Source organism: Pseudoxanthobacter soli DSM 19599 (assembly GCF_900148505.1).
GTDB lineage: Bacteria > Pseudomonadota > Alphaproteobacteria > Rhizobiales > Segnochrobactraceae > Pseudoxanthobacter > Pseudoxanthobacter soli.
On sequence record NZ_FRXO01000003.1, the window covers coordinates 494,804 to 521,099 of the forward strand.

The following is a 26,296-nucleotide window of genomic DNA, read 5'->3' on the forward strand; positions in this document are numbered from 1 at the left end:
TCGCAGAATTCTCCGGTCCGAAGCCCGCATGGCGGGCGCGCCGTCTGGGGGGCCGGGCAACGGCGGGCCCGGCGCCCGTGAGGCTTACTCCCGCCGCACGACGTTCCACAAGGGGCGTCGCGCACGTCCTCGATGCCGCCGCCTTCGTGCGATGGTCTTCATGCGATCGTCTTCACGCGACCAGGCTCATTCGGCCGCGGCGCGCTGGTCCTTGGATTTCGCTGCCGGTTCCTTGCCCGTCGCCTCGCGGGCAGCGGCGTCCTTCGGCGCCGTCTCCTTGGGCGGGCCATCGAACGCCTGATGGACGCGGCGGCGGATCGCGGCCTGGGTGGAAGGCGCGGTCACCTTCTGGTTCGACAGGCTCGTCAGGTAGAACACGTCCACCACCCGCTCGCCGAAGGTGGCGATATGGGCGGAGGCGATGTTGAGGCTGAGGTCCGACAACGCCCGGGTCAGGTCGTAGAGCAGGCCCGGCCGGTCGAGGCCGGCGACCTCCAGCACGGTGAACCGCTCGGAACTCGCATTGTCGATGTGCACTTCGGTCGGAACGTTGAACGGCTTGGCGTTGGGCTTGCCGTTGGCGAGCTTGCGCACGCCGCGCTCGGGAATGGTCTCCAGGCCGGTCAACACCCGCTCGATCATGTCGGTGATGCGCCGGGCGCGTCGCAACTCGTCGTCGTCGCCCTGGAACTCCCGCGAGATCGCGATGGTGTCGAGGGCGAGGCCGTCGGTGGTGGTGAACACCTGCGCGTCGACGATGTTGGCGCCGGCGACCGTGCAGGCGCCGGCGATGACCGACAGCACGCGCGGATGATCGGGCGCGAGCACGGTCAGCACCGTCACGTCGAAGCGGGCGTGCACCTCGACTGCGGTGGCGAAGCGCCGCTTCTCGCGGTCGGCGGCGCGCACGAGTTCGGCATGGGCGACCTTGGCCGGCAGATCGACGCGCAGCCAGTACGGCGCGTAATGCCGTTCCATGTAGCGCGCGCGTTCCGCCTCGGGCCAGTTGACGAGCGCGTCGGCAAGCTCGGCCTTGGCGGCCATGAGGCGGTCGCCGTGGGAGAGGCGGCTGTGGCCGCCGGCAAGCATCGGCTCCGTCTCGTAGAACAGCGTGCGTAGCAATTGCGCCTTCCAGCCGTTCCAGACCCCCGGGCCGACCGCCTTGATGTCGCAGACCGTCAGCACCAGCAGCATCTTCAGGCGCTCTGGGCTCTGCACGAGCGCGGCGAAGTCGGCGATGGTCTTGGGGTCGGACAGGTCGCGCGACTGCGCGACCATGCTCATCACGAGATGGTTCTCGACCAGCCAGGCGAGGGTCTCGGTCTCGGCGGCGGTGAAGCCGAAGCGGGGGCCGAGGCGGCGGGCGATGCGGGCGCCGGCGATGGAGTGGTCCTCGGGGCGGCCCTTGGCGATGTCGTGCAGGAACAGCGCGAGATAGATCAGCTTGCGGTTCTGCAATTCCGCCATCAGGCGGGTCGCGATCGGCAGGTTCTCGATGTGGATGCCGTCCTCGATCTCCGACAGCGCGCCGATGCAGCGCAGCAGGTGCTCGTCCACCGTATAGTGGTGGTACATGTTGAACTGCATCATCGCCACGACCTTGCCGAAGTCGGGAATGAAGCGGCCGAGCACCCCGGCCTCGTTCATGTGGCGCAGCACCGCCTCGGGCGCGCGGCGCGAGGTCAGGATCTCGATGAAGAGCCGGTTCGCCTCCGGGTTCTCCCGCAGCTTGGCGTCGACGAGCTTCAGCGAGCGCCTTGCGAGGCGCATCGCGTCCGGATGGAATTCGAGGCCGTTGCGGTCCGCGAGGTGGAACAGGCGGATGAGGTTCACCGGGTCGCGGGCGAACACGTCCTTGTCGGCGATATTCAGCCGCTCGTGCTCGATGACGAAATCGCCCGATTCCGGCAGCTTGCGCCGTTTGCGGCGGCCGATCGAGTTGAGGAAGCGGTTGAGCACCGGGGCCTGCTTGACCTGCTCCTCCTCCAGCGCGTTGCAGAAGATCAACGTCAGGTCGCCGACGTCCTTGGCGACGAGGAAGTAGTGCTTCATGAAGCGCTCGACGTCGCGAAGGCCCGGATGGCTGGTGTAGCCGAGCCGTATGGCGATCTCGCGCTGGAAATCGAACGACAGCCGTTCCTCCGCGCGCCCCGTCGCGAAATGAAGGTGGCAGCGAACGGCCCAGAGGAAGTCCTCCGCCTTGCGGAACAGATTGAGTTCGGCGCGAGAGAACACGCCGAGTTCAGCCAGATCCTCGCGGGAGCGCACGCGGTAGACATATTGGGCGATCCAGAACAGGGTGTTCAGGTCGCGCAGGCCGCCCTTGCCCTCCTTGACGTTGGGCTCCACCAGATAGCGTGAGCGGCCCTGGCGCTTGTGGCGCTCGTCGCGCTCGGCGAGCTTGGCGGCGACGAACTCCGACGCCGTTCCCTGCACCACCTCGCGGTCGAACCGGCTGGTCAGGCTCTGAAACAGTTCGCTGTCGCCCCACACGAACCGCGCTTCCAGGATGGCGGTGCGGATCGTCATGTCGGATTGCGACAGGCGGATGCACTCGTCGACCGTACGGGTGGCGTGGCCGACCTTCAGGCCCAGATCCCAAAGCCCGTAGAGCACGAACTCGACCACGGTCTCGGTCCAGGGCGTGCGCTTGTAGGGCAGCACGAACAGGAGATCGACGTCGGAGCCCGGCGCCATCGTGCCTCGGCCATAGCCGCCGACCGCCACCACCGCGACGCGCTCGGCCTTGGAGGGATTGTCGACGCGGAAGACACGGCCGATCGCCACTTCGGCGAGCTGCCTGACCAGCACATCCTGCAGGTAGGCGAGCCGCTGGGCACAGGAGAGCCCGCTGCCGTCGGCGTTCAGCAATTCTCCGGCCCGGGCAACGGCGGCGGTGCGTACCTGGCGCAGCCGCGCGATCAGGGCCGGGCGGAACTCCGCCGGTCCTTTGCCGGCGGTTATCCCGTCGATATCGGCCGACAGCGCGGCAACATCGATCAGGTCCGCCAGTCGCGGCTCGATCTTGTGCATCCCGATCCCGTCCTGTCCCTGCCGCATGGTCCTCAGATCGAACCGATCGGGCGCACCATGCTCAAGCTCTTTTTTCCGGAGCGATTATGTCCGATCGCATCGATCGGAAAGCGCTCTCGTGTTTCGAAATCCCGTGCCGCTTCGTCCCGGACGTGACTTCCTTTTCCTGAGGCCGCCTCATCTCGCCGGCCGCCTTGGCGACGCCCGCGGGTTGCGCATGGTGCGTCAGCAAGAATCTATCGCGGCCTTGGGTCCAGCGCCATCCGATCCCACGTTCCAGCGGCCCCCGGCAACGGATTTTGCGGCGTGCAGCGCCTATCCCGGTGCCTTTTTCACCCTTCTGGGGGTTGGCAAGCCCGCATCCGGCCTGCCGCTCGGCGGAAACACCAGCTTGGCACTGGTATTTAGGTTGCCGAACGCGCCGATTCCACCGCGGCGCCGCCCGTTTGCCGTCGGGAACTGCCCGGGCTCAGGCGGCCAGCGCCGCGACGAGGGCGTTCAGCACGAGCCTGCCGCGCGGGGTGGCGGCGATCCGTCCGTTCGCCCGGCGGAGGATAAGCCCTTCCTCGGTGAAATCGGCGAGCCGTGCGGCGGGAACCGGCCGTCCGCCGAGGGCGGCGTAGCGGTCGAGGTCGATGCCTTCGGCGAGCCGCAGCCCCATCAGCAGGAACTCGTCCGCGGTTTCCTCCGCCGTCAGGACCGTCTCGTCGATGATGCCGCTGCCGGTGCGTTCGACCCGTTCGAGCCAGCTTTCCGGGTGCCGTTCGCATGCCGTGGCCCAGCGGCCGTTGCCCTGGCTCAGCCGGCCGTGGGCACCGGGGCCGACGCCGACATAGTCGTTCGTCCGCCAGTAGACCAGATTGTGCCGGCTTTCCGCGCCGGGCCGGGCGTGGTTCGAGATCTCGTAGGCCGGCAGCCCGTGGGCGGCACAGATGTCCTGGGTGAGTTCGTACAGAGCGGCGGCCTCGTCGTCGGGCGGTGTCACGAGGCGGCCCTTCTCGTGCAGGGCGGCGAACGGCGTGCCGGGCTCGATGGTGAGCTGGTAGAGCGAGAGGTGCTCGCCGGCCATCGCCAGCGCACGGCCGAGTTCCTCTTCCCAGGCGGCGGCCGTCTGGCCGGGCCGGGCGTAGATCAGGTCGAACGAGGAGCGCGGAAACACCCGCTGGGCGATGGCGATGGCGTCCCGCGCCTGTGCGGCGTCGTGGATGCGGCCGAGCGCCCTCAGCGGCGCATCGTCGAGCGCCTGGACCCCGAGCGAGACGCGATTGACACCGGCGGCGCGGTAGCCGGCGAACCTGCCTGCCTCGACGCTCGACGGATTGGCCTCAAGCGTGATTTCCACGTCCGCGTCGACCGCCCATGTGGCGGCAATGGCGTCGAGCACGGTGCCGACCGTCGAAGGCTCCATCAGCGAGGGCGTGCCGCCGCCGAAGAACACCGAGGTCACGCGCCGGCCCGGCACCCGTGCGCCGGCGGTCGCGATCTCCGCCTCGAAGGCGCGGGCGAACCGCGTCTGGTCGACGGGCTTGTGGCGGACATGGCTGTTGAAGTCGCAATAGGGGCACTTGGCCGCGCAGAAAGGCCAGTGCACGTAGATGCCGAACCCCTCGCCGGAGCCGCCTGCGGCGCGATCGGTCTGGTCGATGACCTGTGTGCCTGTGACCTGTGTGCCTATGACCTGGGCGGCGTCCATCGCTTCGTGCGGTGCCTCCCGGGTCACGCCTTCAGGCAGGCGTCGGCGAACAGGCGGAAGGCGCGGGCGCGGTGGGACAGTCCGCCGCCGTCCGCGTCCAGTCCATGCTTTTCCTCGCTCGACATCTCGCCGAAGGTGCGGTCGTGGCCGTCGGGCAGGAACATCGGGTCATAGCCGAAACCGCGCTCGCCGCGCGGCGGCCACACCAGCGTGCCGTGCACCTCGCCGACGAAGGTCTCGATGTGCCCGTCCGGCCAGGCAAGGCAGAGCGCCGCGACGAACTTCGCCCGCCGCGCCTCCGGCGTCACCGCGCCGGCGGCCTGGAGCTTTTCCTCCACGTTCCGCATGGCGCGCGCGAAATCCTTGTCCGGCCCGGCCCAACGCGCCGAATAGATGCCCGGCGCGCCGTCGAGGGCATCGACCGCAAGACCGGAATCGTCGGCGAGCGCCGGAAGACCGGACGCGGTCGCGGCGGCGACAGCCTTAAGCCGGGCGTTGCCCTCGAAGGTGGTCTCGGTCTCATCCGGCTCCGGCAGCCCCAGCGCGCCCGCCGACACCGTCTCGATGCCGAAAGGCGCCACGAGGAAGCCGATCTCGGCGAGCTTGCCCTTGTTGTGGGTGGCAACGACGAGGCGCGGTTCGGAAAGGCGGCGGGCGGGTTGGGTCACGATGGGCCTCAGAGGATCGCGAGCTTCTGGAGCTCGACGAGGCGGCGGGTGCCGGCCTCGGCGAGGTCGAGCATCGCCAGGAATTCGTCGCGGCTGAACGGCTTGCCTTCCGCGGTGCCCTGGATCTCGACGAGGCCGCCGGAACCGGTCATCACGAAGTTCGCATCGGTCTCGGCGGCGGAATCCTCGACATAATCGAGATCGAGCACCGGCCGGCCGCCATGGATGCCGACGGAGATGGCGGCAATGTGGTCGGTCAGCACCGGCCGGCTCACCATGCCGCGCGCCTTCATCCAGGCGATGCAGTCGTGAAGCGCGACCCATGCGCCGGTGATCGAGGCGGTGCGGGTGCCGCCGTCCGCCTGGATCACGTCGCAATCGACGGTGATCTGGCGTTCGCCGAGCGCCTCGAGATCGACGATGGCACGCAGCGAGCGGCCGATCAGGCGCTGGATTTCCTGGGTGCGGCCGGACTGTTTGCCGGCGGCGGCCTCACGGCGGGTGCGCTCGTGGGTGGCGCGCGGCAGCATGCCGTATTCGGCCGTCACCCAGCCCCGGCCACCCCCGCGCAGCCACGGCGGCACCTTTTCCTCAAGGCTCGCGGTGCACAGCACATGGGTGTCGCCGAACTTCACGAGGCAGGAACCTTCCGCATGGCGCGTGACGCCCCGCTCGAGGGTCACGGACCGCAGTTCGTCTGCGGCGCGCTTGGAAGGGCGGGACGTCGTCATCGAGGCAGGTATCCTTTGCGGTCTGGCCCGCGGCGCCCGAGCGGCGGCTGGCCTGTTTCACGTTTACGGCACTCGCGACGCGCGGCTGGCTCAGGCCAGGCCGGCTTCTCCGGGCGATGATCGGGACCGCTTGCGCTGAAAATCCACGCGCTTCTACCGCCCGGAGCCCATCGGCGGCAAGCGGCCGGCGACGAGCGGCGCCGCCGCAAGCGGATTTTCGGCGTGGAGCGAACCGTTTCATGCAGGAAACCTTGCGGGAATCCTTGCCGAGCCGCACGCGGCATCCTTTATTATCGTCAGGGCCTTGGGTGGGGCTGATGTGAAACGAGAGGATGCGATGACGGCCGAACGCAGACGCGAACCGTTGTCGCCGAGTGTGATCGACCTCGACGAGCGGTCGCGCGAGATTTTCCGGCGGATCGTCGAGACCTATCTCGATACCGGCGAGCCGCTCGGGTCGCGCACCCTGTCGCGCCTGCTGCCGATGACGCTGTCGCCGGCTTCCGTGCGCAACGTGATGGCCGATCTCGAAGCGCTCGGCCTGGTCTTTTCCCCCCACACCTCCGCCGGGCGGCTGCCGACGCAGCGGGGCCTGCGCTTCTTCGTCGATGCCATGCTGGAGATCGGCGACCTCGCCACCGAGGAGCGCGACCGCATCGAAGCGCAGATCCGCACCGGCGGCGGCGGGCGCACCTACGAGGGCCTGCTGACAGAGGCGAGCCAGATGCTGTCCGGCCTGTCGCGCGGCGCGGGCATGGTCATCACCAGCACGGCCGACCTCAGGCTCAAGCACATCGAATTCGTCCGCCTCGACCAGGCCCGCGCACTGGCGGTGCTCGTCGGCTCCGACGGCTCGGTCGAGAACCGGCTGGTGACACTGCCGCCGGGCCTGCCGTCCTCTGCGCTGGTGGAGGCGAGCAACTATATGAACGCCCACATCCGCGGCCGCACTTTGTCGGAGGCCAAGTCGGAGCTGGAGCGCGTCAGCCTCGCCGAACAGGCCGAACTCGACGAGATCACCCGGCGCCTGGTGGAAACCGGCCTCGCCGTCTGGTCGGAAGCCGGCGACGAGCGGCCGGGCACCCTCATCATCCACGGCCGCGCCAACCTGCTGGGCGATCTCAAGGCCGAGGAGGATATCGAGCGCATCCGCCTCCTGTTCGACGACCTCGAACAGAAGCGCGATCTCATCCATCTGCTCGGGCTCGCCGAATCCGGCGACGGGGTGCGTATCTTCATCGGGTCGGAGAACAAGCTGTTCTCGCTGTCGGGCTCTTCGCTGGTGGTCTCGCCCTACCGGGACACCGAGAACCACATCGTCGGCGTGCTCGGCGTCATCGGGCCGACCCGGCTCAACTATGCCCGCATCGTGCCCGTGGTGGACTACACCGCCAAGCTGATCGGCCGGATCGTCGGCTGACCGTCATCGTCCCGTTGCCGGCCGCGGCGTCCCGACCCGGCGCGATGCGGCGCCGTGCCCCGTCCTTCCGGAGGAACCATCGCTTTCATGTTCAACGATGCCGTCGAAGCCTTCCGCGAGGTCCTGACGCCCCCGTTCCGCGCGATCCTGCTGCGCTCGGTCGCCATCACCATCGGGCTCCTGATCGTGCTCGGCATCGGGCTGGAGGCGTTGCTGACGTGGGCGCTCGACCTGCCCTATCCCTGGCTCAACGTCACCGCCTCGATCCTTGGCGGCGTCGGCATTCTCATCGCGCTCGCCTTCATGGTCGGGCCGGTGACGTCGCTGCTCGCAGGCTTCTTCGCCGACGACGCGGCGGAGATCGTCGAGCGCACCCGCTTTCCCCAGGACCCGCCCGGCGTCGCATTGCCGCTCGGCCGTTCGCTCGTCGTCACCATCCGGTTCGCGCTCGTCACCCTCGCCGGCAACATCGTTGCCCTGGCGCTGCTGCTGGTGCCGGGCGTCAATATCGCCGCGTTCTTCGTGGTGAACGGCTATCTGCTCGGGCGCGAATATTTCGAAGCCGCCGCCATGCGTTTCCGCCCGGTGGAGGAGGCGCGGGCGTTCCGGCGGCGGCATGGCGTCGCGGTCTTCGTCGCCGGACTGGTGGTGGCGGTGGTGCTGGCGATCCCGTTCGTCAATCTGGTGACGCCGCTTTTCGCCACGGCATTCATGGTGCGCCTGCACAAGCGTCTGTCGGCCGCAGCAGGATAAGGCGCGCCGGCCGGCGCCCATCCCGTTCAGAGCGAACCGCCTGAACGCCGGGGACGGATGCACAAGTCTTGAATCTCGGGCGATTCCGTGCGCTCGGATGATTCCATCCGGTCGAAAAGCCCTCCGACGCTGCCAGCGGCTTGGTGCGGGGCCTCTCATCCGAAGGTCGGGGGATGATTTTCTGCCGCGGCCGGTATATGCCCTAAACGTCATCGGCGGGTGAAGTTTACGTATACGTCACTTTGACGGCCGCCGGTTGACGAGTTAGAAGGCTTCCATTCGGCGGTCTGCCGGCGACCGAACCTTGGTGCTTCGAACGAAGCTGCGGGATTGGCTCGACCGGGCACGAGCGGCCGGCATCTGGCCCCGGTTTTCGTCCGGCCGGCCCGGGTGAAGCCCAAGCGGGTCCAGAGCGGTCAGAACCGCGTGGAGAGGGAACGATGTCGAACGCCGACCTCAAGTCCAATCGTCCGGTGTCGCCGCATCTTCAGATCTATCGGATGACGCTGACGATGGCGATGTCGATCGTGCATCGCATCACGGGCGGCGCACTCTATTTCGGCACCATCCTCCTGGCGATCTGGCTGATCGCGGCTGCGGCCGGGCCGTCGGCGTTCGAGACCGTCAACGCGATCTACGGTTCCATCATCGGCCGCCTGATCCTGTTCGGCTACACCTGGGCGCTGATCCACCACATGCTCGGCGGCATCCGCCACCTGATCTGGGATACCGGCCGCGGGTTCGATCCGGCGAGCCGCGAGACACTCGCGCGCCTCAATATCATCGGTTCGGTCGTGCTCACGATCGTGCTGTGGGGCATCGGCCTCGCCGTTGGTTGACGCATCGGCGGGGAATTTCGGCGGCGGCTTTGCCCGGGTGATCCCGGCAAGTGGAGCGGCGGCCGGTGACGAGAGGGCTGCGGAGCCGCGCCGGTGCACGAGATGCGCGGCCGCTCCCGGGGAAACGTGAAGGGCAACGCCATGATGCGCACGCCGCTCAGCAAGGTCCGCGGTCTCGGCTCCGCGAAGGACGGCACGGAACATTTCTGGCGCCAGCGCATCACGGCGCTCGCCAACGTCCCGCTCACGATCTTCTTCGTGGTGCTGGTGATCGCGCTCCAGGGCGGCGACTACGCCTCGGTCCATGCGGCGCTTTCCTCGCCGTTCGTGGCGGTGCTGCTGCTGCTGTTCGTGCTGGTCGGTGTCTATCACATGAAGATCGGCATGCAGGTCATCATCGAGGACTACGTTCATCACGAGCTGTCCAAGGTGCTGGTGCTCGCTGCAAATTCCTTCTTCTCCGCCGTGATCGGGCTCGCCTCGGTCTGGGCGGTGCTCAAGATCAGCTTCGGAGGCTGACACCATGGCCGAGTTGAACGGATCCGCCGGCGGGCCTGCGCCCGTGCCGAACATCAACGGGCGCGCCTATCCCTTCATCGACCACACGGTGGATGTCGTCGTGGTGGGCGCCGGTGGCGCCGGCCTCAGGGCCGTCGTCGGCTGCGCCGAGGCTGGCCTCAAGACCGCCTGTATCACCAAGGTGTTCCCGACCCGCTCCCACACCGTCGCGGCGCAGGGCGGCATCTCCGCCTCGCTCGGCAACATGGGGCCGGACGACTGGCGCTGGCACATGTACGACACCGTCAAGGGGTCGGACTGGCTCGGCGACCAGGATGCCATCGAGTACCTCGTGCGCAATGCGCCGGCCGCGGTCTACGAGCTGGAGCACTGGGGCGTGCCGTTCTCGCGCACCGAGGAAGGCAAGATCTACCAGCGTCCGTTCGGTGGCATGACCACGCATTTCGGCAAGGGCCGCGCCCAGCGCACCTGCGCCGCCGCCGACCGCACCGGCCATGCCATCCTGCACACGCTCTACGGCCAGTCGCTGCGCCATTCGGCGGAGTTCTTCATCGAGTACTTCGCCATCGACCTCATCATGGAAGACGGCGCCTGCCGCGGCGTGGTGGCCCTCTGCCTCGAGGACGGCTCGCTGCACCGCTTCCGTGCCCACCGCACCATCCTCGCCACCGGTGGCTACGGCCGCGCCTATTTCTCGGCGACCTCGGCCCACACCTGCACCGGCGACGGCAACGCCATGGTGCTGCGCGCCGGCCTGCCGCTGCAGGACATGGAGTTCGTGCAGTTCCATCCGACCGGCATCTACGGTTCGGGCTGCCTGATCACCGAGGGTGCGCGCGGCGAAGGCGGCTATCTCGTCAATTCGGCCGGCGAGCGCTTCATGGAGCGCTACGCGCCCTCCGCCAAGGACCTCGCCTCGCGCGACGTCGTGTCCCGCGCCATGACCATCGAGATCCGCGAGGGCAGGGGTGTCGGCAAGAACGCCGATCACATCTACCTGCATCTCGACCATCTCGATCCGGCCATCCTGCACGAGCGCCTGCCCGGCATCTCGGAATCGGCCAAGATCTTCGCCGGAGTCGATGTCACCAAGCAGCCGATCCCGGTGCTGCCGACCGTGCACTACAACATGGGCGGCATCCCGACGAACTATCACGGCGAGGTCCTGACCAAGGTCGGCGGCGACCCGGATACCGTCGTGCCCGGCCTGATGGCCCTCGGCGAAGCGGCCTGCGTCTCGGTCCACGGCGCCAACCGCCTCGGCTCCAACTCGCTGATCGATCTCGTGGTGTTCGGCCGCGCGGCCGGCCTCAGGTGCGCCGAGATGATCGAGAAGGGCGGCAAGCACGCCGACCTGCCGAAGGATGCCGGCTTCCAGGCCGTCGAGCGGCTCGACCGGCTGCGCTACGCCTCCGGCGCCATTCCCACGGCGGAGCTGCGCTCGCGCATGCAGAAGACGATGCAGACCAACTGCGCGGTGTTCCGCACCGGCGAAGTGCTCGAGGAGGGTCACAAGCTCATCCACGACATCTGGTCGGTGTCCGGCGATATCCGCGTGACCGACCGCTCGTTGATCTGGAATTCCGACCTCATCGAGTCGCTCGAATACGAGAACCTGATCTCCCAGGCGGTCGTGACGATGGACTCGGCGCTGAACCGTCAGGAAAGCCGCGGCGCCCACGCCCGCGAGGATTTCCCCGATCGCGACGACAGGGAATGGATGAAGCATACGCTCGCCTGGGCCGACCCGGCGACGCGGACGGTGACGCTCGATTACCGGCCGGTGCACGCCTACACCATGTCGAACGACATCGAATATATCGCGCCCCAGAAGCGCGTTTACTGACGAACGGACACGGCGCCGGCCTCTCCCGGCGCCGTCATCCATCCGGGAATTGCCTGCGGCGCGGGCAGAATGCACAAGCGACCCGCGCTGCGGGTCCGTCGGGGACGAGACCATGGTCCAGCTCACGCTTCCCAAGAACTCGACGATTTCCGAAGGAAAGGTCTGGCCGAAGCCGGCCGGCGCCAAGAATCTGAAGGAATATCGGATCTATCGCTGGAGCCCGGACGACGGCCAGAACCCGCGGATCGACACCTTTTATGTCGATACCGACGATTGCGGCCCGATGGTTCTCGACGCGCTCCTGTGGATCAAGAACAAGGTCGACGCGACGCTGACGCTGCGCCGGTCCTGCCGCGAGGCCATCTGCGGCTCGTGCGCGATGAACATCGACGGCACCAACACGCTGGCGTGCACCAAGGGCATGCACGACGTCGAGGGAACGGTGAAGATCTACCCGCTGCCGCACATGCCGGTGGTGAAGGATCTCGTGCCGGACATGACGACCTTCTATGCCCAGCACCGTTCGATCGAGCCATGGCTCCAGACCGTGACGCCCACGCCCGAGAAGGAATGGCGCCAGAGCCACGACGACCGTACCAAGCTCGATGGGCTCTACGAGTGCATCCTGTGCGCCTGCTGCTCCACCTCCTGCCCGAGCTACTGGTGGAACGGCGACCGCTATCTCGGCCCGGCGGTCCTGCTGCAGGCCTACCGCTGGCTGATCGACAGCCGCGACGAGGCCACCGGCGAGCGGCTGGACAATCTCGAAGATCCGTTCCGGCTCTATCGCTGCCACACCATCATGAACTGCTCGAAGACCTGCCCGAAGGGCCTCAACCCCGCGAAGGCGATCGCCGAGATCAAGAAGATGATGGTCGAACGCCGCGTCTGACGATCGCTGCCATCAAAGCCGGAACAGCCTTCGAAGCGGTCGCGCTTCGAAGGCTGTTTTGTTTGAGCACCGGACCATCTCCTCACGGCGATTTCGGCCGGGCGGGCAGGCGTAGGGGCCGTCGCCGTCATCATCTCGGATGACCGCTGGGACTCTTTCAAGGGCAAGTGGACGGCGGCGGCGCGCGCGTCAGGTCACCGGCTCGTCCCGGCGGGCCGGAGCGAATGCTGTCTCTCCCCAACGGATGCCGCCGCGCGGACGGCCCCGCTCAGGGGCAGACATTCGAGCCCGCGGGACCGATCGGCTTGCGCACATCGGGAATGCAGGGCGGCTTCGGCGGCGGCAGCGGCGAACCGGTGGCCGGTGGCGCGGGCGGCCGCCAGTCCATCGAGCCGGGCTGCGGCGGCAACGGCGCGCCGCTGCCGCTCGGCGGGTCGCGGGGGCCGTAGCCCGGCGGTGGCGGCATGGTGCCGTATCCCCGCGGCGGGGGAACATAGGGTTGATAGACCTGCGGCGGCGGCACGTAGCCGGACGGCGGCCTATAGCCCGATTGTGCTTCGATCACCCGGCTGACCGGCGCGAGGCGTGCGTCGGACGGCGGAACGGCCGGCCCCGCGCGGGCGGCCCCGGCCAGAAGGGCCGCCGCGAGGGCCGCCGCGAACACTCCGTCAGCGACGCGGTGCAGCCTGCCGCTCATGGATTTGGCGGCGGCGGCGTATCGAAGCTCGGCGGGGCAGGTGCGTCGAAGCTGGGCGGCCCGCCCGGCGCACCGCTGCCGAAATCGAGCGCCGGCGGCGGGCTCATCTCGATGGTCGCCGGATCGATCGTCGTCGCCTGGCCGCGATAATGCGTCACGAGCTGCGGGAACAGGATCACCAGCGTCACCATCACGAGCTGGATGCCGACATACGGCACCGCCCCCCAATAGATCTGCGATGTCCGCACCGGCTGCATGGTCTTCTTCGTGACCCTGTCCACATAGGGCGCCGCCGGCGCCACCGAGCGCAGGAAGAACAGCGAGAAGCCGAACGGCGGGTGCATGAAGCTCGTCTGCATGTTCACGGCCAGCATCACGCCGAACCAGATGAGGTCGATGCCCAGCGCGTTCGCCGCCGGTCCGATCAGCGGGATGATGATGAACGCGAGCTCGAAGAAATCAAGGAAGAAGGCGAGGAAGAACACCAGCAGGTTCACGGCGATCAGGAAGCCGATCTCGCCGCCCGGCAGCGACACCAGCAGGTGCTCCACCCACTTGTGGCCGTCGACGCCGTAGAACGTCAGCGAGAACACCCGCGAGCCGATCAGGATGAACAGCACGAACGCCGAGAGCTTCGCCGTGGAATCGACCGCTTGGGTGAGCAGCGCCCGGTTGAGCCTGCCCTTCATGGCGGCCAGGATCAGCGCGCCGGTCGCGCCCATGGCGCCGCCCTCGGTCGGGGTGGCGATGCCGAGGAAGATCGTGCCGAGCACGAGAAAGATCAGGAACAGCGGCGGCACCAGCACCAGCACGGAGCGCAGGAACAGTCGGAACCCGGACATCGACCGGGCCTCCTTCGGAAGCGCCGGCACCATGTGCGGGAAGAAGATCGACAGCACCAGGATGAACCCGGCATAGAGGCCCGCGAGCACGATGCCGGGCAGGAAGGCGCCGGCATACATGTCGCCGACCGAGCGACCGAGCTGGTCGGCCATGACGATGAGCACGAGGCTCGGCGGGATGATCTGGGCAAGCGTGCCGGAGGCGGCGATCACGCCCGAGGCGATGCGGCGATCGTAGCCGTAGCGCAGCATGATCGGCAGCGAGATCAGGCCCATCGAGATCACCGAGGCCGCGACGACGCCCGTTGTGGCGGCAAGCAGCGCGCCCACGAAGATCACGGCATAGGCGAGACCGCCCCGGATCGGCCCGAACAGCTGGCCGATGGTCTCCAGCAGGTCCTCCGCCATGCCGGACCGTTCCAGGATCAGCCCCATGAAGGTGAAGAAAGGAATGGCGAGCAGCGTGTCGTTGTTCATCACGCCGAAGACGCGCTCGGGCATCGCCTGCAGGAAGTTCTCCTGGAACAGGCCGAGTTCGATGCCGATCAGGGCGAAGACGAGGCCGTTCGCGGCGAGCGCGAAGGCCACGGGATATCCGAGCAGCAGAAAGACGACGAGGCTCACGAACATGATCGGAGCCATGTTTTCGATCAGGAATGCAGTCATGGGGGCCATCCAGCGTCCGGGTCGGTCAGGCAGGCGAAGGCACGGACACCGGTTGCCTAGTGCGGCCCCTCCCGATGCTGGTAAGGCTCGGGAATGCGGCCCATGATGACCGCGATACGCTTGATGAGTTCGGAGGTGCCCTGCGCGAACAGAAGCGTGAAACCGACGAGGACGAGCGCCTTCGCCGGCCACAGGATCAGGCCGCCGGCATTCTGCGAGGCCTCGCCGATGCGATACGAGTTCCAGACGAACGGCACGCTGTCGACGATCATCAGCAGACAGAACGGCAGCAGGAAGAAGACGTGGCCGAACACGTCGATCCAGTCTCGGGTGCGCTTGGAGAAATGCGAGACGACGATGTCGATGCGGATGTGCTCGTTGCGCAGCAGCGTGTAGGCCGCGCACAGCATGAACACCGCGCCGAACAGATACCATTGCAGTTCGAGCCAGGCGTTCGACGAAACGGAGAACGTTTTTCGGACGATGGCGTTGACGGTGCTGACGAGCACGGCGGCGAGGATGAGCCACCCCGCTGCGCGACCAATGACCGTATTGACCGCGTCGATCACACGGCTGAGCATAAGCAGAGCGCTCACGATGGCTTCCCTCCCGAAACATCGTTGCTCGCCGGCTGACCGGCGTTCATCATCTTCATGTCGAACCGGCGCGTCTTCGGGCGCGCTTCAGGTCCTGACGCCTCTTAGCATAGTCGCGTTCCGGTCGCGATGTCGGCGATCTGCGACTTTTGTATGAAACGATGCGCCGCTGCGGTGCGCACCTCAGGCCAGGCCTCGCCCGGCGAGGCCGCCGTTGCGCGCCGCCACGACTTTCTCCAGCCCGGGCTTCGCCCCGGGGTTCGGGGATCCGCCACGCCCCCACAACAGCCAAGCGAGAGAACCATGCCGCATCTGCCGCTCCGCCTGATCAAGGGTTATGCCGCCTTCAAAGGTGGCCGGCTTGCAGAGGAAAGGGCGCGCTATCGCGAACTGGCGGAAGCAGGCCAGCGCCCCGAGATCATGGTGGTGAGTTGCTGCGATTCCCGGTGCGCGCCGGAAACCATCTTCGATGTCGGCCCGGGCGAACTGTTCGTGACGCGCAACGTGGCCAACCTCGTGCCGCCCTTCGCGCCGGACGACGTGCACCACGGCACTTCGGCAGCGCTGGAATTCGCCGTCACCGTGCTGGAGGTGAAGCACATCGTGGTGCTCGGGCACGGGCGCTGCGGCGGCGTGAAGGCGTTCCTGGCGGGGGTGGCGACGCCGCCGCCGCCCGAGGACTTCATCGGCCACTGGATCACCCTGATCGAGCCCGCCCGGGCGCGACTCGCCTGCGACGATCCCGACCCGAACCTCGATCCCGAGACGGCGCTGGAGCGGGCCAATGTCTGCCAGTCCCTCGACAATCTCCGCACCTTCCCCTGGATCCGCGAGCGTGAGCAGGACGGACGACTGACGCTCGAAGGGGCGTGGTTCGACATCTCCACCGGCGAGCTGATGGCGCTCGATCCGGAGTCCGGCCGCTTCCAGCCGGTTGACGAGGCTGCAGCCGCCGCCTGATCGCGACCCGGAGGCACGAACGGTGGCGGAGCGCGCGAGCGGTTCCGCCACCGCATCCTGTCGGGAATATCGGCCTTTGCTATCGCGATTCTTGTGATGGCATCGTCTTCTGACTTTCCAATCAAGATCAGTTTCCTGTTCTGCCATAAACATCTCGCATTGATGTCGGTGGAAGGCTGATATCTCGAATTTCAGAATGCATCTAAATCTCGTTATGGATAAAGATTCGGCATTGCAAATCATTACTATTCATATTTGCGACAAGGAATTTCCATTGACTTCGCGGGTGCGAGTCATTACGAGCCCCGTTATCGGGGAGTAGCCATCGTCGCATGTCCCTCCGTGGCGGCCGCAGGGGTGTTGGCCGCCGCCGGCATCGCGGGCCACGTCGGGCCCGGCGGTCTGGCCGTGGCGGAGCGGAAGACCGGCAGTCGCGTCTGCGTGCCGGATATGAGACGGGATCGCATCAACAGGCTCGCACGAGGGTGCGTGGTGCGATCGGCCGGCGGAGCCGGCTCGGCAAGACCGTGGCGAACGCACCCGGTGGGCCCCGGTGCATCCGTTTGCCCGGTTCATCGCGCCCGAAAGGATGCCTGCTCTTGCAAAGCACCCACAAGATCGCGCTCGGCAGCATTGTCGTCGGCGCCGTCGTGCTCGGCCTGAAATATCTGGCCTACGCGCTGACGGGCTCGGTGGCCCTGTACTCCGACGCGCTGGAAAGCATCGTCAACGTGGCGACGGCAATCGCCGCCTTTTTCGCCGTGCGCCTCAGCGCGGTGCCTCCGGACTCGAACCACCCCTACGGCCACAACAAGGCGGAATACCTGTCTTCCGTGCTCGTCGGCGCTTTGGTCATCGCGGCGGCCCTCGCGATCCTCCAGGCGGCCTATTTCGCCTTCCTCACGCCCCACAGGCTGGAACAGCCGAACCTCGGCCTTGCCGTCAACGTGGTTGCCTCCGTGATCAACGGCGTCTGGTGCTGGGTTCTCATCCGTTATGGCCGCCGGCTGCGGTCCCCGGCGCTGGTCGCGGACGGCCAGCACCTGTTCACGGACGTCATGTCCTCGGTCGGCGTGGTGGTGGGCGTCCTGCTTGCCGAAGCGACCGGCATTCCGCAGCTCGACCCCGCTCTCGCGGTGCTGGTCGCGCTCAACATCCTCTGGGCGGGCTGGAAGGTGATGCGGGAATCGATCGGCGGGCTCATGGACGAAGCCGCGCCGCCGGAGATGGTGAACCAGATCCGCACGCTGATCTCGACCCACGCGGAAGGCGCACTGGAAGCGCATGACGTGCGCTCCCGTCACGCGGGAAGCGTCACCTTCATCGACTTCCACCTCGTCGTGCCCGGCAGCATGACGGTGTCGGAATCCCACGCGATCTGCGACCGCATCGAGGATGCCCTCGAAGAGGCGATCCATGGCGCCCGCATCAGCATCCACGTCGAGCCCGAGGAGAAGGCGAAGCACACCGGCGGCGTGCCCGTGGTCTGAGACGGGAACGTCGGGCCGGGGCGGCCTTGCCAAGCGGCGGCCGTCAAAAGCGGCGGATGTCAGTGGTCCGCCGGCTGCGCGGCCAGATGCTTCTCGATGTCCCACACGGGCAGCTTGGTCAGGTCCTTGGCGATCTCGGCGACCACGGCCTCGCCAAGTGCCGACGTGCCCTGCCGAAGCACGGCGAGGGTCCGCGGCGCAGCCACCAGAACGACTTCCTTGCACTGGCCGTCGCGGTGCATCTCGTGCAGCGCCGCCATGATGTCGGCGGCGAAGGCCGCTTCGGCCCGGTCGTGCCAGTCGGCGCCCTCGACAGCGCTTCTCGCCGCGCCCACCGCCACGCGGCCCGGGCGATCTGTGCCCTGATCGTGGGTCGGCGGATTGTGCCCCGCCTCCAGAAGGCGCTCGACGCGCAGGTTCGGGAATTTCGCGTCGCCGGCATTGCGCAGGAACAGCGCCTTTTCGCCGTCGGCGACCACCACCAGGCAATTCGCGTTCAATGCAACGGTTCTGGTCATGTCGACCTCCCTTTTGCATTCAACTGAATACCCGCGATGGTCGTTGCACCTTGATCCGGATCACTTTCTCCGGGCGTGCCGGGGCGGCCCTTTTCAGCGCAATTTCCGATCGGAGGGCCTCGTCCGGTCGACAGGACATCGCTCCGGCGTCAGAGCTTTGAGCCTGTGCCGTCCAGATCGGTCCGGTCTGAACGGGATTTGCTCTACCCGCCGAACCGCATGCCGGGAATCGCGAGCGGATTGTCGGTGAGCGCCGCGGCGTCGGGCCGGTCCGGGGCGATGGCGCCGGTGAAGGCATCGAACAGGCCGCGGACGAACCCTTCCGGCAAGTCGCAGGTGATGAACACGATCCGCGTGCGGTGATCGTCGTCCGGCCAGGCGGGCAGCGATGCGGGCGGATGCATCACGTGCTGCACGGCATGGATCACCACCGGCCGGTCCGGCGTCTCCGCGACGTTCACGATGCCCTTCATCCTGAGCATTTTGGGGCCGTGGGCCGATCGCATCAGGTCGAGGAACATGTCGAGCACGGCCATCGGGACGGGCCGGTCCGTCGTCAGCGCGAACGAGCGGATGCGCTCGTCGTGACGCGAGACGTCGTGCGCATGATCGTGGTCATGATGACCGTGCCCATGATCATGCCCATGATCATGCCCGTGATGATGGTCGTGGCCGTGATCGTGATGGTGCCCGTGCTGCTGCGCGGTGGGGCCGTAGCGCTCGGCGGCCAGCCAGCGCGCGACATCCGGGCTTTTGGTGGCAGGATCGTAGAGCCCGCAATCGAGCAGGGTCGCCACCGTTGCCTCGCCTTTGTCGGCAAGCAGCACCCGCGCACCGGGATTGAGGGCCGCGAGCCGGGCGCGAAGCCCGCTCATGTCGAGGCCGCGTTCGCTGGCGAGCGCGGTCTTCGTCAGCACGATGCGGTCGGCCACCGCGACTTGCTTCACCGCTTCCATGTGATCGTCGAGCGTTCCGGCGCCGTTGACGGCATCGACGACGGTGATGACGCCGTCGATGCTGTAGCGCACGGAGAGATAGGGGTGCAGCAGCACCGCGTGCAGCACCGGCGCGGGATCGGCGAGCCCGGTTGTCTCGATCACCACCCGGTCGAGCCGCTCGATCCGGCCGTTGTCGAGGTCGCGCAGCAGCGTTTCGAGGGTGGAAACCAGCTCTCCGCGCACGGTGCAGCAGAGGCAGCCGTTGGAGAGTTCCACGATGCCGTCGGTGGCACGCGCGACCAGCATGTGGTCGATGCCGACCTCGCCGAACTCGTTGATGATGATCGCCGCGTGGCTGAGGGCGGGATCGGCGATCAGGCTGTTCAGCAGCGTCGTCTTGCCGGCGCCGAGGAAGCCCGTCAGCACGGTGACGGGAACGGGTGGACGGCGGCGCCCGGCATGGGGGGCGTCCGCAGGAGCGGAATTCGGGTCGATGTCGGTCACGGATTGGCCTGCGGGTTCATCATGGCCGGCGGCAGCAGGTTGAGCGGCACCGAGACGCCGGGTTCTGCCGCGGAGGGGATCGAGCCGGTCGCCGGGCGGATGCGCGCCGAGGGTGCCTGCCCGGGCTTCATCTCGGCCGCGTCCGCGCCGCCGATCAGGCTGTCGATGCTGGCGGCGTCGCTCGTCTGCATGTTGCTTGCGGTCGGGGCATTCCGGGCGGCTAGCTTGGCGGCCCGGGCCTGGGCGGCCTGTTCCTGCGCCGCCTGGCGCTGGGCTTCCTTCGCCGCCTTGGCTGCGGCGGCACGCGCGGCCTTGCTGTCCGGCGGTGGAGCCGCGGCGGCCGGCGCGTCGTCGCTCTCTTCGTCACCCCCGGCGATCGCCTGGTCCGGCTGGGAGCCGGGTGCGAGGCCGAGATAGACCGGCACCAGCGGGCGCATGTAGCGCGAGGTCGCCTCGAGATAGCTCTTCGGCGGTGCCGGCTCCGCGCCGCCGCCATCGGCGGGCGCGAACGCCAGCAGGGTTCCGCCCGACGGGTTGGTCAGCGAGACCAGATCCTGCTGCTCGTTGCCGCGGGGGCGCTTGCCGCCGCAGACCTCGGCGCGACGGTTCGCCGGCTGCTGGTGGCCGGGCGGGTTCGGGAACGCCGCCAGCGTGGGCGATTTCGGGCGCCGTCCGAACGCCTCGGTCAGGATGCGCGCCGCGAACTCGTCGCGTTCCTTGGTGTTGTATGCGCCGAGAACCACCGCAACCAGCGTGCGGCCGCCGCGGGTCGCTGTCGCCACCACGTTGAAGCCGGCATTGCAGATGAAGCCGGTCTTCATGCCGTCGCCGCCCTGGAAGCGCTCGACGAAGCGGTTGTGGGTGCGGATCACGGTGCCGCCGAGCTGCAGGCCGGTGATGCTGAACAGCGGCCTGTACTCGGGAAATTCCCGCAGGATGGTGACGGCGAGGATCGCCATGTCGCGGGCATTGGTGACCTGATCGTCGTCCGGCAGCCCGTTCGGGTTGCTGAAATGGGTGCGGGTCATGCCGAGGCGCCGCGCCTCGCGGTTCATCTCGTTGACGAAGGCCTGCTCCGAGCCGCCGCCGACCGCCTGCCCGATGGCGACCGCGATGTCGTTGGCCGACTTCACCAGCATCATCTTCATGGCGTTGTCGATCGTCAGCACCGTGCCGATCTTGAACCCCATCTTGCTCGGCGACTGGCGGGACGCTTCCGGTGTGATCACCACCGGGGAATTCGGGCTGATCCGTCCGGCCCGGATGGCGCGGAAGGTGACATAGGCGGTCATCAGCTTGGTGATGGAGGCCGGATACCAAGGCTGGAACGGATTGCCGTCGGAAACGACCACACCATTGCCGGCATCGACGACGATATAGGAGCCGATATCGGCCCGCGCAGCGGAGGCGTCGGCGAGCGCCAGCACCGCGGTGAGCACCGCCACGATAGCGCCGCCGGCCCGCGGGCGCAGCATGGACACGGCCGCGACGAGGCAGGCGAGGATCCGGAATCCGGGAACGGAGAACGTCGGGGCGCGAAGGTCGGTCAAAAGGCTCCCCCTCCGGTTCGGACGCCAGGCTTCGCCGGACCCATCCCGGCGATACGCATCCGGTTCGCGCGGCGCCGACAGTGCGCCGCGAGCGCCGCCAGAAGCGGCAGCCAGTGTGACGGTGGAGCGGATGTGATAACCCATCGCGGCCGGGTTGGCAAAAGGCCGGGCGAATTCGCCGCAGCATGGAGGAACGCATGAACGTCAGGCAGACCATCGCGGCGAAACTCGCCGCTGCCTTCGAGCCCGCCGAACTCGATGTGATCGACGAATCCCATCTCCATGCCGGTCACGCCGGGCATCGGCCGGGCGGCGAAACCCATTTCCGGGTGCGCATCGTCGCCGAGGCCTTCGCCGGCCGCTCGCGGCTCGAACGTCACCGCCTCGTCAACGCGCTTCTCGCCGACGAACTCGCCGGGCCGGTCCATGCGCTCGCCATCGTCGCCGACGCGCCGGCGAAGGGATCGGAAGGCTGAGAGCGGGAAAGCGGCGCGCGCCGCTGCGGGGTGCCGGCCCGGCCGCGCCGTCGGGGAATTGACATCCCGCCGCGCGTGGGCTCCAACGGCGCCATGGCATCACCACCCCTGCTCTTTCTCAAGGACATCCGTCTCACCTTCGGCGGCACGCCCGTGCTCGAGGGTGCCGAGCTCGTCGTCGGCGAAGGCGACCGCATCTCGCTGGTCGGCCGCAACGGCTCGGGCAAGTCGACGCTTCTGAAGATCGCCGCGGGACTGGTGGAGGCGGACGGTGGCGACCGCTTCGTCCAGCCGGGATCCACGGTGCGCTACCTGCCGCAGGAGCCCTCCTTTGCCGGCTTCGCGACGACGCTCGCCTATGTGGAGGCCGGCCTCGGACCCGGCGACGACCCTTATCGCGCCCGCCGGCTCCTCGAGGATCTCGGGCTGACCGGCGAGGAAAACCCGTCGACGCTGTCGGGCGGCGAGGCGCGGCGCACGGCGCTCGCCCGGGTGCTCGCGCCGGAACCGGACATCCTCCTGCTCGACGAGCCGACCAACCATCTCGACCTGCCCGCGATCGAATGGCTGGAATCCGAGCTCGCCGGAATGCGCTCGGCCATCGTGCTGATCTCCCACGACCGGCGCTTCCTGGAAAAGCTGTCGCGCGCCACCGTCTGGCTCGACCGCGGCGTCACGCGGCGGATGGAGCGCGGCTTTTCCCATTTCGAGGCGTGGCGCGACGAGGTGTTCGCGGAGGAAGAACGCGACCGCCACAAGCTCGACCGCAAGATCGCGATGGAAGAGGACTGGGTGCGCTACGGCGTCACCGCCCGGCGCAAGCGCAACCAGCGCCGCATGGGCCTGCTGCGCGAGATGCGCGAGCAGCGCCGCACCGCCCGCCGGGCGACAGGCGACGTCAAGCTCGCGGCGAGCGAGGCGGAGGTGTCCGGCAAGCTCGTCATCGAGGCGGTGCATGTCGCCAAGGCCTTCGGCGGCCCGCCGGTGGTGCGCGACTTTTCCGCCCGCATCCAGCGCGGCGACCGCATCGGCATCGTCGGCCCGAACGGTGCCGGCAAGACCACGCTGATCAACATGCTCACCGGTGCGCTCGCGCCCGATTCCGGGACGGTGCGCCTCGGCGCCAACCTGCAGATGGTGACGCTCGACCAGCGGCGCGAGAGCCTCGATCCGACCGTGACGCTGAAGGACGCGCTCACCGACGGCCGCAGCGACACCATCATGGTCGGCAACGAGCCGCGCCACGTCGTCAGCTACATGAAGGACTTCCTGTTCTCGCCCGAGCAGGCGCGCACGCCCATCGGCGTCCTGTCCGGCGGCGAGCGTGGTCGCCTGATGCTGGCACGCGCGCTGGCGCGTCCGGCGAACCTTCTCGTGCTCGACGAGCCCACCAACGATCTCGACCTGGAGACGCTGGATCTCCTGGAGGAACTGCTCGCCGACCACGCGGGCACCGTGCTGCTCATCAGCCACGACCGCGACTTCATCGACCGTGTCGTGACCTCGGTGATCGCCTACGAGGGCGAAGGCAACTGGGTGGAATATGCCGGCGGCTATTCCGACATGGTGGCCCAGCGCGGCCATGGCGTCGGCGCCAAGTCGCGGGCGGATGGGGCGCGGGCGGACGCCGCGCCGGCGGCGAGGGCAGCAAAGCAGGACAGCGCGAAGACCGACACTCCGAAGGCGGAACCGAAACGCAAGCTGTCCTTCAAGGACAAGCACGCCCTCGAAACCCTGCCGAAAACGATGGCGAAGCTCGAAACCGACATCGCCACGTTCGAGAAGAAGCTCGCTGAACCCGGCCTGTTCGCCCGCGACCGGTCGGGGTTCGAGACCGCCGCCGCCAAGCTCAGGGCCGCGCAGGAAGCCCTCGCCGAGGCTGAGGAGGAATGGCTGCGGCTCGAACTTCTGAAGGAAGAGATCGGCGGCTGAGGCCTGAAGCGCCTTCCGGCCGGACGGGAAACACACGGGCGCAAGGAAACCGGTCGCACGTCCGCCGGGCGGGCCTTCCCGGGCGTCAGTTGGCGTCTTCCGGCAGCAGCGGCAGCGGATGGATCTCGACCCCCTCCTCCTGCAGCGCCTTCACGTCCGAAGGGCTCGCCTCGCCATAGATGCCGCGCGCGTCCGTCTCGCCGTAGTGGATCTTGCGCGCCTCTTCGGCGAAGCGGTCGCCGACATAATCGGCGGTCTGTTCGACCTGCCGGCGTACGGCCCGCATCATCTCCACGAGCGCCGCCGCGCGGGGATCGGCCATCGCCACGGCGGCGGTGGGAGCGGCGGCACCAAGGGACGGCTCCGGCGCATCGGCGACATCGGCCGGCCGGCGCTCGGTGCGGGTTGCGATGGCAGGGGCCATCAGCCCGCGGCGCACGTCGGTGGAGCCGCAGGCCGGGCAGGACACCAGCCCACGGGCGGCCTGGCCTTCGAAATCCTCGGAAGAGCGGAACCAGCCGTCGAACGTGTGCTCTGCGGAGCAGACGAGGGAGTAGTGGATCAAGATGCCGTCCTCAGCGCGTCTTCCGGCGCCCGAGGTTCGCGGAAGGCGCGGTCGTTCTTCAGCGCGGGAATGCGGCCACGGGCGGCCTCAACCTCGGCCGGGTCGATCTCCGCAATCACGATGCCGGGCTCGGTGCCGGCTTCGGCAAGCACCCGGCCCCACGGATCGATGATCAGGGAGTGGCCGTAGGTCTCGCGGCCATCCTCGTGGGTGCCGCCCTGGGCGGCCGCGACGAGATAGGAGCCGGTCTCGATCGCGCGGGCGCGGGTCAGCACGTGCCAGTGCGCTTCGCCCGTCTGCCGCGTGAACGCCGCCGGCGTGGTGATCAGCCCGGCGCCGGCCTTCGCCTCGGCGCGGAACAGGTGCGCGAAGCGCATGTCGTAGCAGATCGCCATGCCCATCCGCATGTCCGGCAGGTCCGCCACCACGGCTTCCGTGCCCGGCCGGTAGGTCGCCGATTCCCGCCAGCTCTCGCCGTTGGCGAGATCGACGTCGAACATGTGGATCTTGTCGTAGCGCGCGCGGATGGCGCCGTCAGGGCCGATCAGGAAGCCGCGGTTGGCAACGCCGCCGTCGGGAAGGCGGATCGCGAGCGAGCCGATGTGCAGGTGGATGCCGAGTTCCCGGGCGAGCGCGCGGAAGCGGGCGAGGGAGGGATCGCCCGCCTCGTCCGCGATCTTGGCCTGCAGGGCCTCGCGGCTGCGCTCCAGCAGGTTCGTCATCTCGGGCGTCTGAATGTAGAGCGCGCCGTTGCCGGCCGCCTCACGGATCAGCGTCTCGGCCGCGGCGATGTTGGCCGCGACATCGCGACCGGACCGCATCTGCACGCATGCCGCCTTGAAAATCGCCATCGGTCGGTTCCGTCCGGATGTGTTGAGGGGGCCGCCGTCAGGCCGCGGTCAGCAGCGCATCGAGCTTGCCGGCGCGGTCCAGCGCATGCAGGTCGTCGCAGCCGCCGACAGGCTTGCCGTCGATCAGGATCTGCGGGAACGTCACGCCGCCGGAGCGCGCCGTCATTTCCGCCTTCAGGGCCGGATCGCCCGTCGCGTCGATCTCGTGGAAGGCCACGCCCTTTGAGGTGAGCAGCCGCTTCGCCGCGGAGCAATAGCCGCAGCCCTGACGGGTGTAGATGACGACATCAGCCATGATGTTTCCGCTCCATCGAAACGGGCCGGACCGGGGGAAGGCGTTTGCCCTTCGGGACCCGCGCCACCTTCGTCCAACCTGATTCCCTTCGCAATCCCGTCATATGGGGTTTGCCTCCCCCTTCACAACCCGGGCGAACACGAGGATGTCGACATGGCGCGCGCCGGCCCGCCGGAGCGCGCGGGTCGCCGCCTCCACCGTCGCGCCGGAGGTCAGCACGTCGTCGACGAGCACCACCCGCCGGCCCGACACGCGCGCCTTGGCCGCAGCCGGCACCGCGAACGCGCCGCGCACGTTGAGCGCGCGGGCGCCAAGGTCGAGCCCGACCTGACGGGCCGTGGCGCGGATGCGGGCGAGCGCGAACGGATCGGACGCGATCCCCGACAGCCGGGACACGTGGTCGGCCAGCACGGCGGCCTGGTTGAAGCGGCGGCGCCACAGCCGGCTGCGATGCAGCGGAACCGGCACGATCAGGTCGGCCTCGCTCAGGATTTCACGTCCCGCGCGGGCCATCAGCCGCCCCATCAGCCGCGCAGCCTCCTGCCGGTCGCGATATTTCAGCCCGTGGACGAGCGGCCGGGACGCGTCGTCGAACAGCACCGCGGCTCGCGCCCTGTCGTAGCCCGGCGGGTCTGCGATCGCCTCGGCCGACAGCACGCCGGGACCGAGATCGAACGCGAACGGAATCCCCAGAACCTCGCAGAACGGGCGTTCGATGAACTGCATCGCCGACCAGCAACGGACGCACAGGCTGTCCGGGTCCGCGACGCGCCGGCGGCAGGCCAGGCAGCACGGCGGCAGGGCCAGATCGATGACGGCACGGCCGGCGGCGGAAACACCGCGGGCGCAGCCGCGCATCAGGGCACGCGGCGACCAAGGCCGGACGGCCGAACCATCGCCGGTCTCCAGTCCGTCGTCGGCAACGAGCGTCGCCGTTGATATAGCGGGCAGCCAGGGCGTCTCCATCCGCGCGCCTCCGCGAAAACGGCATCAGCTTCGGGCCTCTGCGCCCACCATGCAAC

24 protein-coding genes are annotated in these 26,296 nt (G+C 68.2%); 10 read left to right on the plus strand and 14 right to left on the minus strand.

The annotated features are described in order from the left end of the window. Positions 1-186: 186 nt before the first annotated feature. The 4 genes from BUF17_RS09765 to rph all read right to left on the minus strand — a co-directional run bounded on the left by BUF17_RS09765 (position 187) and on the right by rph (position 6,125). Entirely contained in the window at positions 187-3,033 is a 2,847-nt protein-coding gene (locus tag BUF17_RS09765) for a [protein-PII] uridylyltransferase (RefSeq protein ID WP_073628330.1), read from the minus strand. A 469-nt stretch (positions 3,034-3,502) separates the two neighbouring features. Continuing rightward, positions 3,503-4,726: a radical SAM family heme chaperone HemW gene (hemW, locus tag BUF17_RS09770; RefSeq protein WP_084564356.1), complete on the minus strand. Its 1,224-nt coding sequence runs from the start codon at positions 4,724-4,726 to the stop codon at positions 3,503-3,505. Between the two features lie 23 nt (positions 4,727-4,749). After that, positions 4,750-5,394: an RdgB/HAM1 family non-canonical purine NTP pyrophosphatase gene (rdgB, locus tag BUF17_RS09775; RefSeq protein WP_210215422.1), complete on the minus strand. Its 645-nt coding sequence runs from the start codon at positions 5,392-5,394 to the stop codon at positions 4,750-4,752. A gap of 8 nt (positions 5,395-5,402) precedes the next feature. Then, positions 5,403-6,125, minus strand: a complete 723-nt coding sequence (gene rph, locus BUF17_RS09780; RefSeq protein WP_073628000.1) for a ribonuclease PH — start codon at positions 6,123-6,125, stop codon at positions 5,403-5,405. Between the two features lie 337 nt (positions 6,126-6,462). Between rph and hrcA the strand changes: the two genes are divergently transcribed. From hrcA to BUF17_RS09810, 6 genes are all read left to right on the plus strand, one after another. After that, entirely contained in the window at positions 6,463-7,545 is a 1,083-nt protein-coding gene (gene hrcA, locus BUF17_RS09785; protein ID WP_073628002.1) for a heat-inducible transcriptional repressor HrcA, read from the plus strand. Between the two features lie 87 nt (positions 7,546-7,632). Further along, the gene (locus tag BUF17_RS09790) at positions 7,633-8,298 is read left to right on the plus strand and encodes a sulfate transporter family protein (RefSeq protein WP_073628004.1); all 666 of its coding nucleotides are present in this window, start codon (positions 7,633-7,635) and stop codon (positions 8,296-8,298) included. A 440-nt stretch (positions 8,299-8,738) separates the two neighbouring features. Further along, complete coding sequence (gene sdhC / locus BUF17_RS09795) at positions 8,739-9,137, plus strand: succinate dehydrogenase, cytochrome b556 subunit (RefSeq protein WP_073628006.1); 399 nt, start codon at positions 8,739-8,741, stop codon at positions 9,135-9,137. 102 nt (positions 9,138-9,239) lie between these two features. Further along, on the plus strand, positions 9,240-9,656 hold the full coding sequence (gene sdhD / locus BUF17_RS09800; protein WP_428977640.1) for a succinate dehydrogenase, hydrophobic membrane anchor protein: 417 nt from the start codon (positions 9,240-9,242) through the stop codon (positions 9,654-9,656). A 4-nt stretch (positions 9,657-9,660) separates the two neighbouring features. Then, positions 9,661-11,502 (plus strand): succinate dehydrogenase flavoprotein subunit, encoded by a 1,842-nt coding sequence (gene sdhA / locus BUF17_RS09805; RefSeq protein ID WP_073628008.1) that lies wholly within the window; start codon positions 9,661-9,663, stop codon positions 11,500-11,502. A gap of 112 nt (positions 11,503-11,614) precedes the next feature. Beyond that, a complete protein-coding gene (locus tag BUF17_RS09810) occupies positions 11,615-12,394 on the plus strand; it encodes a succinate dehydrogenase iron-sulfur subunit (protein ID WP_073628010.1) in 780 nt (259 codons plus the stop codon). Positions 12,395-12,662: 268 nt separating this feature from the next. On the opposite strand, the gene BUF17_RS09815 is transcribed toward BUF17_RS09810, so the two are convergent. From BUF17_RS09815 to BUF17_RS09825, 3 genes are read right to left on the minus strand one after another with little or no spacing between them, the layout of a single operon-like run. Continuing rightward, complete coding sequence (locus BUF17_RS09815; protein ID WP_073628012.1) at positions 12,663-13,091, minus strand: hypothetical protein; 429 nt, start codon at positions 13,089-13,091, stop codon at positions 12,663-12,665. Next, positions 13,088-14,599 carry a TRAP transporter large permease gene (locus tag BUF17_RS09820; protein ID WP_073628014.1) on the minus strand — a complete coding sequence of 504 codons (1,512 nt, stop codon included), beginning with the start codon at positions 14,597-14,599 and terminating at the stop codon, positions 13,088-13,090. The genes BUF17_RS09815 and BUF17_RS09820 overlap by 4 nt, the downstream gene beginning before the upstream one ends. 56 nt (positions 14,600-14,655) lie before the next feature. After that, complete coding sequence (locus BUF17_RS09825) at positions 14,656-15,195, minus strand: TRAP transporter small permease subunit (protein ID WP_073628016.1); 540 nt, start codon at positions 15,193-15,195, stop codon at positions 14,656-14,658. A gap of 303 nt (positions 15,196-15,498) precedes the next feature. Between BUF17_RS09825 and BUF17_RS09830 the strand changes: the two genes are divergently transcribed. Beyond that, the gene (locus BUF17_RS09830) at positions 15,499-16,155 is read left to right on the plus strand and encodes a carbonic anhydrase (protein ID WP_073628018.1); all 657 of its coding nucleotides are present in this window, start codon (positions 15,499-15,501) and stop codon (positions 16,153-16,155) included. A 599-nt stretch (positions 16,156-16,754) separates the two neighbouring features. Beyond that, positions 16,755-17,645 (plus strand): cation diffusion facilitator family transporter, encoded by an 891-nt coding sequence (locus tag BUF17_RS09835; RefSeq protein ID WP_073628020.1) that lies wholly within the window; start codon positions 16,755-16,757, stop codon positions 17,643-17,645. A gap of 59 nt (positions 17,646-17,704) precedes the next feature. Here the strand turns inward: BUF17_RS09835 and BUF17_RS09840 are convergent, their stop codons facing one another. The 3 genes from BUF17_RS09840 to BUF17_RS09850 all read right to left on the minus strand — a co-directional run bounded on the left by BUF17_RS09840 (position 17,705) and on the right by BUF17_RS09850 (position 21,155). After that, positions 17,705-18,163 carry a baeRF12 domain-containing protein gene (locus tag BUF17_RS09840; RefSeq protein WP_073628022.1) on the minus strand — a complete coding sequence of 153 codons (459 nt, stop codon included), beginning with the start codon at positions 18,161-18,163 and terminating at the stop codon, positions 17,705-17,707. Positions 18,164-18,366: 203 nt separating this feature from the next. After that, positions 18,367-19,596 (minus strand): CobW family GTP-binding protein, encoded by a 1,230-nt coding sequence (locus tag BUF17_RS09845; protein WP_073628338.1) that lies wholly within the window; start codon positions 19,594-19,596, stop codon positions 18,367-18,369. Between the two features lie 5 nt (positions 19,597-19,601). Next, entirely contained in the window at positions 19,602-21,155 is a 1,554-nt protein-coding gene (locus BUF17_RS09850) for a D-alanyl-D-alanine carboxypeptidase family protein (RefSeq protein ID WP_175563666.1), read from the minus strand. A 197-nt stretch (positions 21,156-21,352) separates the two neighbouring features. Between BUF17_RS09850 and BUF17_RS09855 the strand changes: the two genes are divergently transcribed. Together BUF17_RS09855 and BUF17_RS09860 are read left to right on the plus strand one after the other, a co-directional pair. Continuing rightward, on the plus strand, positions 21,353-21,631 hold the full coding sequence (locus tag BUF17_RS09855) for a BolA family protein (RefSeq protein WP_073628024.1): 279 nt from the start codon (positions 21,353-21,355) through the stop codon (positions 21,629-21,631). A gap of 93 nt (positions 21,632-21,724) precedes the next feature. Further along, the gene (locus tag BUF17_RS09860; protein WP_073628342.1) at positions 21,725-23,563 is read left to right on the plus strand and encodes an ABC-F family ATP-binding cassette domain-containing protein; all 1,839 of its coding nucleotides are present in this window, start codon (positions 21,725-21,727) and stop codon (positions 23,561-23,563) included. 85 nt (positions 23,564-23,648) lie between these two features. Here BUF17_RS09860 and BUF17_RS09865 read toward each other — a convergent pair whose 3' ends face one another. The 4 genes from BUF17_RS09865 to BUF17_RS09880 all read right to left on the minus strand — a co-directional run bounded on the left by BUF17_RS09865 (position 23,649) and on the right by BUF17_RS09880 (position 26,240). Beyond that, positions 23,649-24,128 carry a DUF1178 family protein gene (locus BUF17_RS09865; protein ID WP_073628026.1) on the minus strand — a complete coding sequence of 160 codons (480 nt, stop codon included), beginning with the start codon at positions 24,126-24,128 and terminating at the stop codon, positions 23,649-23,651. Continuing rightward, entirely contained in the window at positions 24,125-24,979 is an 855-nt protein-coding gene (locus BUF17_RS09870) for a carbon-nitrogen hydrolase family protein (protein WP_073628028.1), read from the minus strand. The genes BUF17_RS09865 and BUF17_RS09870 overlap by 4 nt, the downstream gene beginning before the upstream one ends. A gap of 37 nt (positions 24,980-25,016) precedes the next feature. Beyond that, complete coding sequence (gene grxC, locus BUF17_RS09875; RefSeq protein ID WP_073628030.1) at positions 25,017-25,274, minus strand: glutaredoxin 3; 258 nt, start codon at positions 25,272-25,274, stop codon at positions 25,017-25,019. 99 nt (positions 25,275-25,373) lie between these two features. Then, positions 25,374-26,240, minus strand: a complete 867-nt coding sequence (locus BUF17_RS09880) for a ComF family protein (RefSeq protein ID WP_084564360.1) — start codon at positions 26,238-26,240, stop codon at positions 25,374-25,376. Positions 26,241-26,296 lie beyond the last annotated feature (56 nt).

What these genes read in the sequence shown, in the direction of transcription:
- BUF17_RS09765 (WP_073628330.1), bottom strand. Translation starts at nt 3,033, where the DNA reads ATGCACAAGATCGAGCCGCGACTGGCGGACCTGATCGATGTTGCCGCG.
- hemW (WP_084564356.1), bottom strand. Translation starts at nt 4,726, where the DNA reads ATGGACGCCGCCCAGGTCATAGGCACACAGGTCACAGGCACACAGGTC.
- rph (WP_073628000.1), bottom strand. Translation starts at nt 6,125, where the DNA reads ATGACGACGTCCCGCCCTTCCAAGCGCGCCGCAGACGAACTGCGGTCC.
- hrcA (WP_073628002.1), top strand. Translation starts at nt 6,463, where the DNA reads ATGACGGCCGAACGCAGACGCGAACCGTTGTCGCCGAGTGTGATCGAC.
- BUF17_RS09790 (WP_073628004.1), top strand. Translation starts at nt 7,633, where the DNA reads ATGTTCAACGATGCCGTCGAAGCCTTCCGCGAGGTCCTGACGCCCCCG.
- sdhC (WP_073628006.1), top strand. Translation starts at nt 8,739, where the DNA reads ATGTCGAACGCCGACCTCAAGTCCAATCGTCCGGTGTCGCCGCATCTT.
- sdhD (WP_428977640.1), top strand. Translation starts at nt 9,240, where the DNA reads ATGCGCGGCCGCTCCCGGGGAAACGTGAAGGGCAACGCCATGATGCGC.
- sdhA (WP_073628008.1), top strand. Translation starts at nt 9,661, where the DNA reads ATGGCCGAGTTGAACGGATCCGCCGGCGGGCCTGCGCCCGTGCCGAAC.
- BUF17_RS09810 (WP_073628010.1), top strand. Translation starts at nt 11,615, where the DNA reads ATGGTCCAGCTCACGCTTCCCAAGAACTCGACGATTTCCGAAGGAAAG.
- BUF17_RS09815 (WP_073628012.1), bottom strand. Translation starts at nt 13,091, where the DNA reads ATGAGCGGCAGGCTGCACCGCGTCGCTGACGGAGTGTTCGCGGCGGCC.
- BUF17_RS09820 (WP_073628014.1), bottom strand. Translation starts at nt 14,599, where the DNA reads ATGACTGCATTCCTGATCGAAAACATGGCTCCGATCATGTTCGTGAGC.
- BUF17_RS09830 (WP_073628018.1), top strand. Translation starts at nt 15,499, where the DNA reads ATGCCGCATCTGCCGCTCCGCCTGATCAAGGGTTATGCCGCCTTCAAA.
- BUF17_RS09840 (WP_073628022.1), bottom strand. Translation starts at nt 18,163, where the DNA reads ATGACCAGAACCGTTGCATTGAACGCGAATTGCCTGGTGGTGGTCGCC.
- BUF17_RS09855 (WP_073628024.1), top strand. Translation starts at nt 21,353, where the DNA reads ATGAACGTCAGGCAGACCATCGCGGCGAAACTCGCCGCTGCCTTCGAG.
- BUF17_RS09860 (WP_073628342.1), top strand. Translation starts at nt 21,725, where the DNA reads ATGGCATCACCACCCCTGCTCTTTCTCAAGGACATCCGTCTCACCTTC.
- BUF17_RS09870 (WP_073628028.1), bottom strand. Translation starts at nt 24,979, where the DNA reads ATGGCGATTTTCAAGGCGGCATGCGTGCAGATGCGGTCCGGTCGCGAT.
- grxC (WP_073628030.1), bottom strand. Translation starts at nt 25,274, where the DNA reads ATGGCTGATGTCGTCATCTACACCCGTCAGGGCTGCGGCTATTGCTCC.
- BUF17_RS09880 (WP_084564360.1), bottom strand. Translation starts at nt 26,240, where the DNA reads ATGGAGACGCCCTGGCTGCCCGCTATATCAACGGCGACGCTCGTTGCC.